Here is a 15,098-nt window from a genome sequence, read left to right as displayed (position 1 = left end):
GGACCTGCCATGACCGAAGCCACAGTATCGCCGGTCGCCGGATCCGCGTCCGGACCGGCCCGCATCCTGCCGAGCCTGCTGCTCCTGTCGGCACCCATTGTCGTCTCCCAGTTCGCGCAGATGGCCAGCGGCGTGGTGGACGTGGTCATGGCCGGCAACCTGGGGGTCCAGACCCTGGGGGCGGTGGCCACCGGCGCGGCGGTGTGGACGCCGATGATGATCTTCCTGCTCGGCCTGCTGTACGGCCTTACCCCGGCGATTGGCCAGCGCCTGGGGGACAGCGGGAGCGAGGGCGATGTCGCGGGCGTTGCCGGACTCGCTGCGCGGGGGCTGGTGGTGGGGCTGGCGGGCGGCACGGTGCTGGGTTCGGCGCTGTTCTGGGGATCGGCGCCGCTGTTCCAACTCGCTGGCGTGGCGCCGGACCTGATTCCCGACGCGACCGCCTACCTGCGCTGGGTGGCGTTCGCCCTGCCGGGCATGGGGCTGTTTCTGGCGGCCCGGTTCGTCCTGGAGGCGCACCGCGCGCCAGCGGTGGTTACCCTGATCACGGTGATGGGCGTGGCCGCCAAGATCGCGCTGAACGATGCGTTCGTCCACGGGCACATGGGTCTGCCGGCCCTGGGCAGTGCCGGCTTCGGCGCCGCAACCGTGGCGGTGTTCTGGGGCATGGGTGGAGCATTGCTAGCGGTGAGCCTGCTGGTGCGGGCCGTCCGGCCCCTGTGGGGGCACCGCCTCCGGACGGCTGATCTGTCCCCGGCCGAGATGGGGCGGTTCATCCTGTTCGGGCTGCCGATCGCGCTGAACTTCCTGTCGGACTATCTGGTGATGGCGGTGGTGGCCGTGTTCATGGCCACCATCGGCGCGGTGGCCATCGGCGCCCACCAGATCGCGTTCAATATCCTGATGATCCTGCTGATGACGCCGACCGGACTGAGCATGGCGGCGACGATCCTGATCTCGCGCGCCGCAGGCGGCGGGGATCGCGCGCGTCTGGGCGTGGTGATGGGTTGGACCCTGGGACTCGGGGTGGGGCTGTCCGTCCTCCTGGCCGCCCTTCTGGCCGCGTTCGACGGCGAAGTAACCGGTCTCTACACCCAGGACGCGATCGTGGTTGGTCTGACACTGGACCTGCTCTGGGTGGTGGTCGTCGTCCTGACCATCGACGTCCTGGCTATCGCTCTCGGTTTTTTCCTGCGCGGGCTGGGCGACCCGGGCAGCCCGTTCCTGGTCCTGCTGGTCGCGCATTGGCTGGTCAGCCTGCCGCTGGGCTATGTGCTGTGCTTCACCGACTGGATCGTGGCGCCGCAGGGTCCGCTCGGCTGGTGGTATGGGCTTTCCGCCGGCCTCGTGGTGGCCTGCGTCCTCCTGGCCTTGCGCCTTGGGCAGCGTTTGAAGGGATAGCGCCCGAAAGTCTGCTCGCCTATCTCGGCGGCCACTACAATCGCCGGCGCCTGCACTCAGCCCCCGGCTAGGTAATCTGGAGGAAGCTGAGCCTTGCGCGGCATAACCCGTTGTCCCTTTTTGCAGGGCAAGGTCAGTCCGTGACGTGGTGCCCTCGGCCAGCCACCCCGAGCGAAATGGCAGGAGCTGGCAAAACGGGTGTACGTGTCGAATGCGCCCGGCCATGACACGCAGTCCCGCGCCGCCAGCGTTCCTCTTGACAAAACACTGCCTAGGCCGTTACGGTGTGCGCAACAAACATGAGGGAGGCCATGGTTACCGAGACGTCCCGATCGGGAACCCGTGATACGGACATCGGGGTGTCCGCCAAGGACAGCGTTGGGCGGTTGCTCAATGAGGTTGCGAACCGACTGCTCGATGACATTGATCGGCAGGCTCGGATCGATGGCATAACGGCCGCCCAGTGGCGGGTGTTGATGCGCATCGCCAACGGGCTGGATACCACCGCGGCCGACCTCTGCCGAAGCTTCCGGTATGACAGCGGCTCCATGACACGGATGCTGGACCGTCTGGAAGCACGGGGGTTGATCCACCGGGAGCGAAGGACCGACGACAGGCGCGTTGTCCAGGTCAGCCTCACGGAGGAGGGGCAGGCGATCTACCCGCGTGTGAAACGGATCGGCGTGGACGTTCTCGGTCATTACCTCCAGGGCTTCACGCCCGAAGAGGTTGGAGTGTTGGTCGATCTGTTGAAACGCCTCGCGGCGGTCCCGCCCCTCAGCCCCTGACCCCTTCGACCGGCAAAGACCGTCCGTCACGCAGAACCTCGGGAGGACAACGCATCGCCAGTTCGCTGCCTGGGCAGTCGAGGTAACGGCAGCAAAGCAGCGCATGATGTCGGGATGCCGCGCTTCGCTCGGTCAGAGAGCCGGCGGATGACGCTCTCCCATCCGCCGGGCGGCACCGACCCGCTCCCCACCCGACTGCCCGATTCACCCCCGACGGCAGCCGGGTGGGGGCGTGGGTCGGCCATCGTCCTCAACGCCCAGTGGTTGTCGGTGCGCAGTCAGGATCAACCGTCATGTCTTCAACTCCGTCGAGCCAGTCCTCCACGCCACCCAACGGCTCACCGCCGGTCGCGTCCCCGGACTCTCCGTCCCCGGCACCACGCAAGCGACGACGCTATGTGGGTTTGGCCCTGGCCGGGACGATCTTCGTCGCCGCGGGTGGGGGCTATTGGGCCTACTGGTCGATGATCGGCCGGTTCCACGTCGAGACCGAGAACGCTTACGTCGCCGGCAACCGCATCCAGGTGACGCCGCAAGTCGCCGGCACCATCGTCGCCGTGCACGCCGACGACACCGACCGCGTCGCCGCCGGCGACACCCTGGTGATCCTGGACGACACCGATACGCGCGTCGCCCTCGACAAGGCCAAGGCGACCCTCGCGCAGACGGTGCGGGAGGTGCGCCGCTTGTTCGCGGAGCCGCGCGTGCTGGCGGCCGCCATCAAGGTCCGCGAGGCGGCACTGAAGCGGGCGCAGGACGATCTGGAGAGTCACGCCTATCTGGCCCGCACCGGCGCCGGGTCCGAGGAGACGCTCCGGCACACCCGGAACGACGTGGTGCGGGCGGAAGCGGCCCTGGCCGCCGCTCATGAGGACTTGGCCGCCGCCCGCGTGTTGGTCGATTGGACCACGGTCACCGAGCACCCGCGCGTCCGGCTGGCGGCGTCCGAGGTGCGCGCGGCCTACCTGGACTGGCGCCGGACGCGGGTCCTGGCGCCGATTTCCGGGCAGGTGGCCCAGCGGTCGGCGCAGGTCGGCCAGCGGACCACGCCGGGCACGCCGCTGATGGCGATCGTGCCGCTCGACGATCTCTGGGTGGACGCCAACTTCAAGGAGGCTCAGCTCCGCGACGTGCGGATCGGCCAGCCGGTGGACATGACCGCCGACCTCTACGGCGGCGCAGTCCAGTACCACGGTCAGGTCATCGGCCTGTCGGCGGGAACCGGGTCGGCCTTTTCGCTGCTGCCGGCCCAGAACGCCACCGGCAACTGGATCAAGATCGTGCAGCGTGTGCCGGTGCGCATCGCCCTTGATCCTGGTCCACGCGCGGACCATCCGCTTCGCGTCGGCTTGTCCATGCGGGTGTCGATCGACCTGCGGGATCAGAGCGGGTCTCAGCTCGCGCCGGTGCGGCCGAGCGCCCCGATCGCCGAGACCGCGGTCTACGCGGGATTGGATCAGGACGCCTGCGACCTCGTCGACCGCCTGATCGCCGAGACCCTCGCCGCGGCGGCTCTCCCTGACACGCTGGACGAACCGCCGGCCGAGGCGGCGCCGTCGCACTGACCGGAGGCGGACTCATGGCTCAGCCTCCACAGGCACCACCCCATCCCCCTCTGACTGGCGTGCCCCTGATCCTGGCCACCATCAGCCTGTCCCTGGCAACGTTCATGAACGTGCTGGACACGACCATCGCCAACGTGGCCCTGACTCCCATCGCCGGCGATCTGGGGGTCAGTCCGAGTCAGGGAACGTGGATCATCACCTCCTTCGCCGTGTCGAGCGCCATCTCGGTCCCCCTGACGGGGTGGCTGACCCAGCGGCTGGGCGCCCTGCGGCTGTTTTTGATGTCCACGTTTCTGTTCACCGCGGCCTCCGTGCTGTGCGGCCTGTCGCAGAGCCTGAACATGCTGGTGGCGGCCCGCGTCCTGCAGGGGATGGTGTCGGGGCCCATGATCCCGCTGTGTCAGGCCCTGTTGTTGCAGTCCTACCCGAAAGAAAAGGCCGGGCTGGCCCTGGCCTTCTGGGGAATGACGGCGACCATTGCGCCGGTCATGGGGCCCATCCTCGGCGGCTGGCTGACCGACAACTGGTCCTGGCCCTGGATCTTCTTCATCAACATTCCGGTCGGCCTACTGTCCATCTGGGTGACCGCCGTTGTCCTGCGCGGACGGGAGAGCCCCACCCGGCACGTGTCGGTCGATTACATCGGCCTGATCCTGCTGGTGGTGTGGGTGGGCGCGACCCAGATCATGCTCGACCGGGGCAAGGAGCTGGACTGGTTCAACACCACGGAAATCGTGGTCCTGGCCGTGGTGGCGGTCGTCGGCTTCACGCTGTTCCTCATCTGGGAGTTGACCGAGGAGCACCCGATCGTCGACCTGTCCCTGTTCGCACAACGCAACTTCGCCGCCGGCTGTCTGGCGCTGACGCTGGGGTATTCCACCTTCTTCGGGACGCTCGTGCTGATCCCGATGTGGCTGCAACGCACAATGGGATACACGGCGACCTGGGCCGGGCTGGTGACCGCGCCGATCGGGATCCTGGCGCTGATCATCTCCCCCGTCATCGGCCGCACGATGGGCACGGTCGATCCCCGCTGGTTCGCGACCCTGTCCTTCATCGTCATGGCCCTGTGCAATTTCTGGCGCGCCACCTTCTCCCCGGACGTGGATGCCTGGACCATCGCCAACACGCACCTGTGGCAGGGCATCGCCATGGCCACGTTCTTCATTCCCCTGACGGCGATCATCCTGTCCGGCCTGGAGCCGCACCGCATTCCGTCGGCGTCCGGGCTGTTCAACTTCCTGCGGCTGATGGCCGCCGCCTTCGCGGCCTCGCTCTGGACGACCGGGTGGGAAAACAACGCGGCGCGTCACCATGCCTATCTGACGGAACACGTCACGGCGGCCTCGACGGCGACAACCCAGGCGCTGGAGAACGCCCAGGCCCTCGGGCTGACGCACCATCAGGCCCTCGCCCTCGTCAACGAGCGGATCGTCACCCCCCATGCCCAGCTTCTGTCGATCCTCGACATGTTCTGGCTGGCGGGGGGGCTGTTCCTGATCTTGATTGCGGCGATTTGGTTGTCACGGCCGGCAAGCCCGCCGCGCCACTAATACCGGCCGACGAAAAGGCGTGACGTCTTTTGTCGGGTGGCCAGTGCGCCTCTGGCATCGCGTTACGATGCCAGCACGACAAAAAAGATGGGGACGGCGCCGCGAAGCGGCGGTTCGCCTTTGGCCTGACGAGTCAGGATCAAGGATGGCCATGATCAGTTGCCACCGACTTCGCTGGCCCTGGTCGATGAAAACGAGGCTGATCCCAGCCGTTGACGCTGTCATCGCGAGCCCGCGTCGTTAGACGCGGGCGCGGCGATCCAGAGCGGACGATGGTGCACCTTGCCCTGGATTGCGAGCCCGCCCCTTGCGGGGCGGGCTCGCACCGGCAAAAAGTATTGTCGTTCAATTCTCTACAGCCTCACAGCGAACGCTGGCGTTGCCCCTTGTTTCGTTCTAGGTGGCGGGGCCGGTTCCGTCCCCGGCCGGAGCGGTGCTGACTGGGGTGGGGCGAGTTTCCGCCATGGTCGTGCGCTGCCTGTTGTTGGCTCAAGGCCAACCGGGCCGGTCTTGCCGTCACAGATAGGACGGCAGCTTCGCCCGCCATTCGCTCATGAGGACCAGGGCACAGCGCACGGACTCCCCGTTGTTCTGGATGATCTCCAGTTCTCCGGCCGGGGTGTGGTCGTCCCAACGGAACGATTCCGACAGCACATCCAGCAGCTTCCGCTTGTAGGCGGTGTCGAGATTGTCGAGTTGGTCGCCCTTGGTTTCCAGAACCGTGATCCGTTGCGTCACGCCGTTGTCGCCGACCGCGAAGATGAAATCGGGATAAACCTTCGCCCGATGCCACCCCTGAAGGCCGTATTGCGACCGCGCCACGTTGCGGTGCCACCACACCAACGTCTTCTCGGCATCCAGATAAACCGCGACGTCCTGTTCGTCCCGGTTCAGGTCGGCCTCAAACACGGGAGAGAACAGGCTTTTCTGAAGCGGGCCGCCGGTCTTGCCGACCAATTGACGGGCACCGGCCGGTTGCGGCGTGTCCATCGTCTCCGGCATGGGCCAGTTCCGGCCGTCCAGGCGCAGACGGAATTGAACCCGCCCGGCCTTCACCTCCGCCTTGAACAACGCTTCCGCCCGCCGGGAACGCTCGGCGTCCAGGCCGCGCCGCAGTTCGGGCACGATCAGGTTAGCCAGGGTGCCGATCCGCGCATCATCAAAGCCGCGCGCCTTCAGATGCGCGACGAGGCGCCCGACGATATCCCGCCCGACGAAGGGGTTCAGGACGATATCGGAGATCATGCGCACGGCGTGGGCGGGATCGAACGCCAACGTCTCGGGGCTGGCCGAGACCGCGTCGTTCACGAAAAGGTCGTCGCCGTCATCGGACAGGGCGATGCGCTGCAACTGGCTGTCGGCCGCCTGGGCATTCTCCGGGATGGCCGCCGCGATGTCGGCCGGGTCATAGTCGCGCCAGTCGATGGCCGCGAGAATGTCTGTCTCGTAATCCAGTGGGCGCGCCGCCGCCGCATCGCTGTCCACCATCATGACGAGCGGCAGGAAGATTTTCGCGGAGGCGAGGGACGGGCGCCGCCCAAGCCGCTGGCCGCTGGCCCCGGCGGAACCGGCGGAACCGGCCACCACGTTCAGAACCAAGTCGCCGAGCCCGTCCTGCTCCAGCCCGGTCTTGATGCTGGAGACGACATCGGCGGTCGCGGCGTGATGGGTGATGACGTGGCATTCGTCCAGGGCCGGAATGCCGGTCTTGTCCGCGTCCGGCTGGCGCAGGATGCGCCCGACCAACTGCGTCATCGCACTTTGGTTCGAACTGGCAGCCAGGGCGCACAGCACATAGGCGAAGGGGCAGTCCCATCCCTCTTGCAGGGCCTGCTTGGTGATGATGGCGCGCACCCGGCTTTTCGGGGAGAGAAGGTCGAGGTTCTCCGGCTGGTCCAGGTCGTTCGTCTCCGCCGTCTTGATGGCGATTTCCGCCGGATCGAAGCCCGCCGTCAGCAACCAGTCCCGCACATCATCGGCGTGAATGTGGCCGCTGCCCCTCTGGTCCGCGCCCGTCCGCTCCACCTGGACAAGCAGGATCGGTCGGATATAGCGCCCGGTCTCCGCTCGCAGGGAGCGCGCGTCGGCGTCCAGGGCCTTCAGCTTGTCCAGGGCCGCGTGCAGCGTCGCCCGCCAGTCCGTCCCCTGTCGCGGGTCCAGATTGAGCGGCATCTTGATCATGCCCTCGCGATCCAACTCCCGGCCCGTCACGTCCACCAGGATGTTCGCCGTCCGCCCGGGGTGCGGAGTCCGGCCGCCGCGCGGGGCCACGTCCTTGGGGGTGGCGGAGAGTTCCAGCACGAACAAAGGATTGAAGTCATACAGGGTGCGGAACGCAAGGTCGGAGACGGCCCGGTGCCCCTCATCCAGGACCACCACGGGCCGGATCAGCCGCAGCGCGTTGCCGAGCGAGTCCTTGACGACGGTGAAGAAGCCGTCGTTGTCGTAGGCGTCGAGATTGGGCACCCGCTTCAACAGGGCCTGATGCGCCTGTTGTTCGCCGTCGGCCGGACAGAACCCCTGCACGTCGCCCCGGTCGCGGAACATCTTCAGGGTTTCCTGGTTCTGCCGGTTGCCGGCTTGCAGCATCAGCAGCATGACGCACAGGTGGTTGTCCACGTCGCGCGCGTCCAGGCGGTCGGTCTTCTCCATCACCCGCACGCGCCCCGCCGCCGCGCGGTCCAGGGCCTGACGATAGGGGTGCTGGCGGTCCTTCAACCGCTTCAGGGTCTGGCGGTAAATGGCCTCGTTGGGCACGATCCACAGCACGAAGCCGGTGTTCTTGCCGGCATAGCGGCCCATGATGCGCGACACCGCGTTCACGGCCAGCCACGTCTTGCCGCCGGCGGTGGGCACCTTCAGCACCGCGTTCGGAACCGGCCGTCCGATGCCGTCCGCGCGCGGAGAGAACGGAACATGCGCCCGCGACGGCGGCAGCCGGCCCGCCGCATGGAAGGCCACCCAGGCCTCGCGCGTGAAGTCGGGCACGGGGATGGTGACGGTCGGATTGTTCCGCGCCACCTCCGCCACCTGATCGGCCGCCGCCTTCTTGTCCTTCAACACGTCCAGGTATTCCCCCAGCGTATTCAGAACGCGGTCCTGATAGTCCAAGCGCCGCATCATCATGGCGGTCAATCCCGCTCAATCTTGTACAGCGCGAACGGCAGCGGCACGAACTCGACCGGGATGTGCCGTTCGTTCAGCATCTTCTGACTGACGAACCGCGCGGGCGCGAACACGAGATGGCGCTTGCCGGGCTTGGCCTCCGCGAACGCCTTCGCCCGCGCCAGGGTCAGCGCGGCTTCCGCCGACTTCAGCCATTCCAGATCGGGGCGATAGATCAGCCAGACGTGCAGCGCGTCCGTCTCCCCCAGGTAGAACGCGACCTCCGATAGTCCCGACGGGTCCAGGGCTTCGTTGGTCGCCATGTGGAACAGCGCGGCGCCGATGGCATCGAAGGGGGGCAGGGTCTCGCCGGTCAGAACCTTGTCCAACTCGACCGGGTCGCCCAGGGTGCAATAGGTGAAGGTTCCGCCGAGACCCTCCGCGCGCTCCTGAACGCGCGTTTCGCCGGTCACGATCAGTTCCCCGCCCTTCACCTCCTTCTTGATCCTGTCGAACCGGCCGGTCTCCAGGTTTTCGATGCCCTCGACCTTGTGAACCAGATCGCCCGCGTTCGTCAGGCCGCGCCAAGTCAGCCGTTCCCGCAGCAGTTCCGTCCGTTGCGTGCCGGTGAAGTCGTAGCCCCGGATGACGCGCCGCACCCGCTCCGCCGTCAGACGGTCGGCATAGTCCTCCATCTCCACCAGAATGAAGCGTCGGTTGCCGCCGTCGCGCTTGTTGGCCTCAAGCACGGCATGGGCGGTGGTGCCGCTGCCGGCAAAGGAGTCGAGAACTAAAGCGTCCTTGTCAGTGGCTATTTGGACTATTCTGCGAAGAAGGCGAAACGGCTTTGGGGTGTCAAAAGCATCTTCGCGCCCAAAATACGCGTGCATTTCCTTCTTTGATTCATCGGTGTGGCCAACTTCATCGCTCGGCCACCATGTCCATGGAACAAATCCTTCAACTTCATCAACGTATCGGATTACGTTGGGTTGGCCCATTTGGTCAGCACCAAACCAGATTCGTCCCTTTGCAAGTAATACTTTGTACTCGCGCTCAATCATGCTCCAACAACGCCCCTCTGGCGGAGTGTGCACTGCGCCGCCGGGCGTTCGTATGGGATACATTTGATTTGGCCGATAGCCTTGCGCAGTCATTGGAATTCCGCGCCATCGACCAAGAGGATCATTGTTAGGGTTTTTATATATTTTAAGCTGATCTTCTGTTGGATCTACTTTATTTCTTAAAGCCTTGAAGGCGTCAGGCGACTTAGAATAAACCAGCACGTAGTCATGTATATCACCAATAGCTTCGCGGTTTTCACGAGAGTATCTTTTTTGCCAGATGCAACACGCAATGAATTTTCCTTCACCAAATACCTCATCCAGAAGCGCCCGGCCACGATGTATTTCGTTGTCGTCGAGAGTCATCCAGAAGCTGCCGGTCTCCGACAACAACTCATGCAGCAACCGCAGCCTCGGCCACATCATGGCGCACCACTTGTCGTGCCGAAGACCGTCCTCCACCCCGACCGGATTGGCGTTCAGCCATTCCTTGATCATGGGCGCGTTGACGTTGTCGTTGTAGCTCCATCCCTCATTGCCGGTGTTGTAGGGCGGGTCGATGAAGACGCAGTCCACCTTGCCCGCATACATCGGCAGCAGCGATTTCAGGGCGTGCAGGTTGTCGCCGTGAATGATCAGGTTGCCGTCCATGGACGGCGCGCCGATGCCCTTGGCTTCCTGGGGGATGAGCGGCCGGAACGGCACCGCGAGGTGGTGGTTGTAGACGAACTCCTTGCCCTTGAAGCTCAATTCGGTCACGGCCAGCCCCTCGATGCGCGGCACACTCCATGGTGGCCCGATCCGCCGCGCCACCGCAGTCAGGCTACTTCATGAACCCCGGGGGAGAAAGCCCCTCTCTCCCCTTGGGCCGCCTTGCGTTCATGCGCGGCGACGCGGGGGCAACCCGGCGCGCGCGGCGGCATCGGACCAGATGTCTCACCAATGGGCCTTGCCCGTGGCGATGGCCTCCGCCCGCGTGTCGTACACGATGGTCTGGCGCCCCGGCATCTTGCCCACCGTGACGGATGTGGTCCGCCCGGACTTTCCATTGACGCTCTTGTCCTCAATGTGATCGGCGCGGTTGCAGCCGGAGGGCATGACGAAGGCGTCCGGGTTCAACACCAGGGCCGGGGCCAGCACGTCCACGGCGGCATCAACCCGGCCGATGCTTTCGCCCCCCGGCCCGACGCGCACGCCGAGCCCACCAAGGACGGCGTACAGGTCGCGGCGCACCCCCTTCAACCCGTAGGCGGCCAGGGCAGCGGACTTGACCGAGACGCGAATGTGCCAGGGATCCGCGTTGGCGCGGCGGCTGTCCTTGAAGAACCAAGTCGCGCCGAGCGGGCCGGTGTCGCAGCGGAATTTGTACCCGCCGCGCGCGCCGCTGTCGGCGACATGCATCGCGATCTCGCCCACCGTGACCAATTGGGCCGCGCGCTTGGCCTGCGCCGCCTCCCGGGCCTCTTCCAGGGTGTCGAGACCGTCAGGGGGAAGGTGCCCCTTGAAGCAAACATCAAGTCCGTCAAACCCACTGTAAAGAACATGCATGGTTTCCGCTCCTTTGCGCCATGTATTTCCAGAGGCGGGTGCTACAAAGACCCCCCTCCGAGACTTCGGGTGTGGGGGGTGTGGGGGTGCGCTGCGCGCGGCCGAAGAACGCTCGCCGCTGGGCAGAGGGGCGCCCCTGTTCAGGGACGCCCCTCTGGGGTCGAGCGTGTTTTTTTGGGGGCGCGTCAAGGTGCGCTCCGCCCACCGTCCGGCTCTGCGAGCCGGCCGGCGGGTCCCCGCGAGCGACCTTGACGGAACGAGATCAGCGCGAGCCGAGAGACGGTGGACAGCGTGAACCGGCGGAGGGCGCGCCCCTCCACACCCGGAGCGCGGGTGCGGCGGGCGAGCACGTGGAAGCCGGCCGGGCGCTTCCGGCGGTAGAGGGTGACCGTCAACCCTTCGCGGGTATCGACCGCCCGGGCGACCTTGACGAAGCCGTCCATCACGCCGCCTCCTCGCTGGTGGAGCGGCGAAGGCGGGCTTCGGTCCATGCGATCAGGTCGCGGCGCCGGTACCGCACCGAGCGACTGGAGACCTTGACGAAGGCCGGGCCTCCACCGCGCACGCGCCAGTTCTGAAGCGCGCGCACGGAATAGCCGAGAAACGCGGCGGCTTCATTTTCGTTGATCAGGCTGTCGAGATAGATCCGTTCGTCAACTTGGTTGTCATTGGAGGCGGTATTCATGGTTTACTGTGTCCTTTCCTGATGAGCGATAACGCTATTCAGGCAGGAGACAGCGCGCCGGTCACCAAAAAGCGCTGGCAAAATGGGGGTCAGTTTTGGGAGGGCATTTTGCCAGACGAACCACGCCGCGCCGCTTTCACCGTTTTGCGCAGGGCCGTGATGACGCTTGACGACCGAACGTCGGGATCGACCGATTGCAGAGCATCGACACAGAACGCCGCAGCGTCCGAAACCGGATCGCTTCCCTCATAATCAACGGTGAAACGTCGACAAAGAATATTCTCCCACAGGTTGCGCATATTCGCGGCCCACATGCGCAACCCCTCCAACTGGGTTGGGCCGCCCTGGTCCGTGGGCAAACGGTCAAGCGCGGCGTCGGCATACCTTCCGATAACGTCGAGCGAACGCCGAAGCACGTCGCGGTTTTCCCACCAGATCACTTCGCTGCCATCGGAACTCTTGTGCCGTGAAATCTGGTGTCCGAATTCGGTCGTTTCCGCGTCGGTGAGCAACGCGGCCTGGGTTGTCTGGATTTCCGATGCCCAGAACATGGCGCCCGTGAAGTCATCAATTTCGTCAAGGCATTCGCGAAGCCGGGCCGCCAGATTAGATATTTCTTCAAGTGCAACCCTTTTTTCGGCCGGGCGTGGCGCCGTGTCCATATTATTACGGTAAGCGTGATATATGTCGGCGCTCATCTCCAATTGATTTCGGACGCGATCCGCCAAGGCATCAGGGATCGCGTACTTCGCAAGGAGTTGGTCCAATACGTCGTCGGAGAAGAATGGCTCGCGCTCTTCGACGAACCACGGGCGCGACCTGTATCCCCATCGGGGTTGGTGTTTTTTGGGCATGTGTCCGGTCCTGGGCTGAGTGCTCCGCGCAGCCTATACGGACATACGTCCGATGCCCAGGGCAGCACCCGGCCCATGGAAAATGGCCCCTATGTACATAGGCTCTTGGGCGCGAAAGTCCCGCGCCCCATACGTACCGCCAATGACGCGGGCCTACTTGACGACGCGGAGCTTCGCCTTGCCGTCCGTCGGTGACGGGCTCATGGCCATGGACAGGGCGTCGGACACCTGTTCGGCCGCCGCGCGTACGGGATCGTCGGCAAGGTGCGCGTACCGCATGCTCGTCATGGATCTGCGTATACCCCAGCAGCTTTCCCACCATGGGAAGGCTCATGCCTTTCATGACCGCGTTCGACGCGCACGTATGACGCAGGTCACGGATGCGCCCGCCGTCGAGGCCGGCTTTCGCGCGGATACGACGCCACGGTTTTTGCAAGTCGGTCACGGGTTGGCCGGGCAGGGCACCGGCACCGACGATCACATTTGGATTGTCCGGGTCCTGGGAAACGCGGTGCCGGAGTGCGCTGGTTTTCCCCGTACGCTGCTTCCCCGGCGCTTCCCCGAAAAGAACAAGGCCTCAGCCGATATCGGCTAAGGCCTTGATTTAACTGGTGCCCCCGGCAGGACTTGAACCCGCAACCCCCTGATTACAAATCAGTCTACAAACCATACTTGGAATCATGCCACAGCCACCCCTCAAGCCCCACCGAACACCATAACGTACTCAACAACAACACGTTTTGGCGTGGCGGCAGCCAGCAACCCACACCGCCCCGTTACCATACAACACCCTGGAATACCCTGTCGCGTGGTTGCTGCGTGGTTGCTGTCCCCTTGGCGATGGGGTAGGCTGAAACCTCAGCAACCACCGCCGGGGTCGATATGCCGAGGTTGACGAAGAGGGTTGTGGAAGGGGCGCCCGTTCCCGCAAAGGCCACATACCTGTGGGATGATCAGTTGCCGGGCTTCGGGGTCAAGGTGCTGCCGTCAGGCCAGCGCCGCTACTTGGTAAAATACCGAGCCAATGGCGGGGGACGGTCGGCGCCGCAACGCTGGTTCACCCTGGGCACGCATGGCGCCGTCACGCTTGAGCAGGCCCGCGACATGGCCCAACAGGTCCTGGCCGCCGTCGCACGCGGGCTTGACCCGCAAGCCGACAAGCTTGCTGTTCGCGAAGCGCCGATCATGGAGGAGCTGTGGGCACGATACGAGGCTGACCACCTGCCGCGAAAAAAGCAGTCTTCGCAAAGTGACGACCGCCAAAAGTGGAGCGCCTACATCGCCCCGCGATTGGCGCGAAAAAAGGTTCACCTCGTAGGCCGCGACGACATTTTCGGCCTGCACAAAGAAATGGCCGACCGGCCATATCAAGCGAACCGCGTGTTGGCGCTGCTGTCGAAGCTGTTCAACCTCGCCGAACGCTGGGATATGCGCCCTGATGGGTCGAACCCCTGCCGCCATGTGCCGCGATACAAAGAACAGTCCCGGGAAAGGTACCTTACGGCCGACGAATTAGGGCGGCTCGGTGAGGCCCTTGACGCCGGGCTTGAGGCCCAAACCGAAACACCGCACATGGTGGCCGCCATCAAGCTGCTGTTGTTGACAGGCGCGCGGCTCAATGAAATCCTGACAGCTGAATGGGCTTGGGTTGATATCGACCGCCGCATCATCGCGTTGCCTGATAGCAAGACCGGGCGCAAGCCCCTATACCTGAGCACCGCTGCCGTCGAGGTGTTGCATGAGCTGAAACGGCTGAGCAAGCCTGAGACTCGGTTCGTTATCGAAGGCCGCTTCGCCGGTCAGCCCCTGACCAACCTTTCCAAGCCGTGGAAGCGAATCTGCGAACGGGCCGGCATTGAAGGTGTGCGGCTGCATGACCTGCGCCACACAGCTGCCAGCATCGGCGTTGCGCAGGGAATGAACCTGCCGGTCATCGGCCGACTGCTCGGTCACACCCAGGCCAGCACCACACACCGGTACGCCCACGTTGATATCGACCCGGCCCTCGCTGCCGCTGATCGTATTGGGGCCGTGATTTCAGGGGCAATGGCGCGCACTCACATTCCGCAGGCAAATAAGAACTAGGGTAGAGCGAGCAAGCCAATATTAAAAAGGCGATCCTCTACCAGTTACAATAAACGTTATTACATGAAAACACATGCGGGCATCGATTTTTGACGCATTTTTGCTCGATTTGAAAAATACTTCATTTTTTTTCCTAGCCATCCCTCCCCCTATGCAATTCTATACCCCCAATTGGGTGTTGCAAATTTAAAGCAACGTCCTATACGGTTAGGCGCATTGGTCGTGTATTGGGGCAGAGCAAGTGAACGTAGATCACTCAGATGCAACGCGATTGCATGCATGGATGCTTCGTGTGCTTTTCGAAATGAAAAAGTGCGATCACCAATGCTGCCAGCCTTCGGAACGAATACGCCTGAAACTAATCACAGCAGCTGAATGCGGCGACCCCCGCTTTCTTTTGATGGCAGGTATCAACGCATGCACAGACGAAATAAGGCGGGGGCCTCGCTGCAA

General features: G+C 64.5%; 13 protein-coding genes and 1 tRNA gene. 6 read left to right on the top strand and 8 right to left on the bottom strand.

Features of this window, described 5'->3' with window-relative positions; all coding sequences use genetic code 11:
- The first annotated feature begins 9 nt into the window (after positions 1-9).
- The 4 genes from BLS85_RS12830 (at position 10) to BLS85_RS12815 (ending at position 5,307) form a co-directional block, all read left to right on the top strand.
- A complete protein-coding gene (locus BLS85_RS12830) occupies positions 10-1,401 on the top strand; it encodes an MATE family efflux transporter (RefSeq protein WP_092786900.1) in 1,392 nt (463 codons plus the stop codon).
- 311 nt (positions 1,402-1,712) lie between these two features.
- Positions 1,713-2,189 carry a MarR family winged helix-turn-helix transcriptional regulator gene (locus BLS85_RS12825; protein WP_092786898.1) on the top strand — a complete coding sequence of 159 codons (477 nt, stop codon included), beginning with the start codon at positions 1,713-1,715 and terminating at the stop codon, positions 2,187-2,189.
- Between the two features lie 293 nt (positions 2,190-2,482).
- Positions 2,483-3,754 carry an HlyD/EmrA/EmrK family protein gene (locus tag BLS85_RS12820; protein WP_092786896.1) on the top strand — a complete coding sequence of 424 codons (1,272 nt, stop codon included), beginning with the start codon at positions 2,483-2,485 and terminating at the stop codon, positions 3,752-3,754.
- 14 nt (positions 3,755-3,768) lie between these two features.
- A complete protein-coding gene (locus tag BLS85_RS12815) occupies positions 3,769-5,307 on the top strand; it encodes a DHA2 family efflux MFS transporter permease subunit (protein ID WP_092786894.1) in 1,539 nt (512 codons plus the stop codon).
- 516 nt (positions 5,308-5,823) lie between these two features.
- Here the strand turns inward: BLS85_RS12815 and BLS85_RS12810 are convergent.
- The 7 genes from BLS85_RS12810 to BLS85_RS19630 form a co-directional block, all read right to left on the bottom strand.
- Positions 5,824-8,433: a DEAD/DEAH box helicase gene (locus tag BLS85_RS12810; RefSeq protein WP_218128411.1), complete on the bottom strand. Its 2,610-nt coding sequence runs from the start codon at positions 8,431-8,433 to the stop codon at positions 5,824-5,826.
- A gap of 5 nt (positions 8,434-8,438) precedes the next feature.
- Positions 8,439-10,256, bottom strand: coding sequence for a site-specific DNA-methyltransferase (locus BLS85_RS12805; protein WP_218128409.1), 1,818 nt, complete (start codon positions 10,254-10,256; stop codon positions 8,439-8,441).
- A 153-nt stretch (positions 10,257-10,409) separates the two neighbouring features.
- Positions 10,410-11,021, bottom strand: coding sequence for a hypothetical protein (locus tag BLS85_RS12800; protein ID WP_092786892.1), 612 nt, complete (start codon positions 11,019-11,021; stop codon positions 10,410-10,412).
- Between the two features lie 185 nt (positions 11,022-11,206).
- Positions 11,207-11,464, bottom strand: coding sequence for a hypothetical protein (locus BLS85_RS12795; RefSeq protein WP_092786890.1), 258 nt, complete (start codon positions 11,462-11,464; stop codon positions 11,207-11,209).
- The gene (locus tag BLS85_RS12790; RefSeq protein WP_176793702.1) at positions 11,464-11,706 is read right to left on the bottom strand and encodes a helix-turn-helix domain-containing protein; all 243 of its coding nucleotides are present in this window, start codon (positions 11,704-11,706) and stop codon (positions 11,464-11,466) included. Before BLS85_RS12790 ends, BLS85_RS12795 begins: the two co-directional genes overlap by 1 nt.
- Positions 11,707-11,795: 89 nt before the next feature.
- Complete coding sequence (locus BLS85_RS12785; RefSeq protein ID WP_092786888.1) at positions 11,796-12,560, bottom strand: hypothetical protein; 765 nt, start codon at positions 12,558-12,560, stop codon at positions 11,796-11,798.
- 153 nt (positions 12,561-12,713) lie between these two features.
- Positions 12,714-12,848 (bottom strand): hypothetical protein, encoded by a 135-nt coding sequence (locus BLS85_RS19630; RefSeq protein WP_281242542.1) that lies wholly within the window; start codon positions 12,846-12,848, stop codon positions 12,714-12,716.
- Here BLS85_RS19630 and BLS85_RS12780 point away from each other — a divergent pair.
- Positions 12,838-13,155: a hypothetical protein gene (locus BLS85_RS12780; RefSeq protein WP_143027183.1), complete on the top strand. Its 318-nt coding sequence runs from the start codon at positions 12,838-12,840 to the stop codon at positions 13,153-13,155. The two genes, BLS85_RS19630 and BLS85_RS12780, sit on opposite strands and share 11 nt — an antisense overlap.
- A 14-nt stretch (positions 13,156-13,169) precedes the next feature.
- Here the strand turns inward: BLS85_RS12780 and BLS85_RS19135 are convergent.
- A tRNA-OTHER gene (locus BLS85_RS19135) sits at positions 13,170-13,232 on the bottom strand.
- A gap of 210 nt (positions 13,233-13,442) precedes the next feature.
- On the opposite strand from BLS85_RS19135, the gene BLS85_RS12775 reads away from it, so the two are divergent.
- Positions 13,443-14,645: a tyrosine-type recombinase/integrase gene (locus tag BLS85_RS12775; RefSeq protein ID WP_092786884.1), complete on the top strand. Its 1,203-nt coding sequence runs from the start codon at positions 13,443-13,445 to the stop codon at positions 14,643-14,645.
- Positions 14,646-15,098 lie beyond the last annotated feature (453 nt).

Source organism: Rhodospira trueperi (genome assembly GCF_900101965.1).
GTDB classification, from domain to species: Bacteria; Pseudomonadota; Alphaproteobacteria; order Rhodospirillales; family Rhodospirillaceae; genus Rhodospira; species Rhodospira trueperi.
The sequence above is the reverse complement of the archived record's forward strand: the minus strand, read 5'-3'. Positions and strand labels throughout refer to the sequence as shown.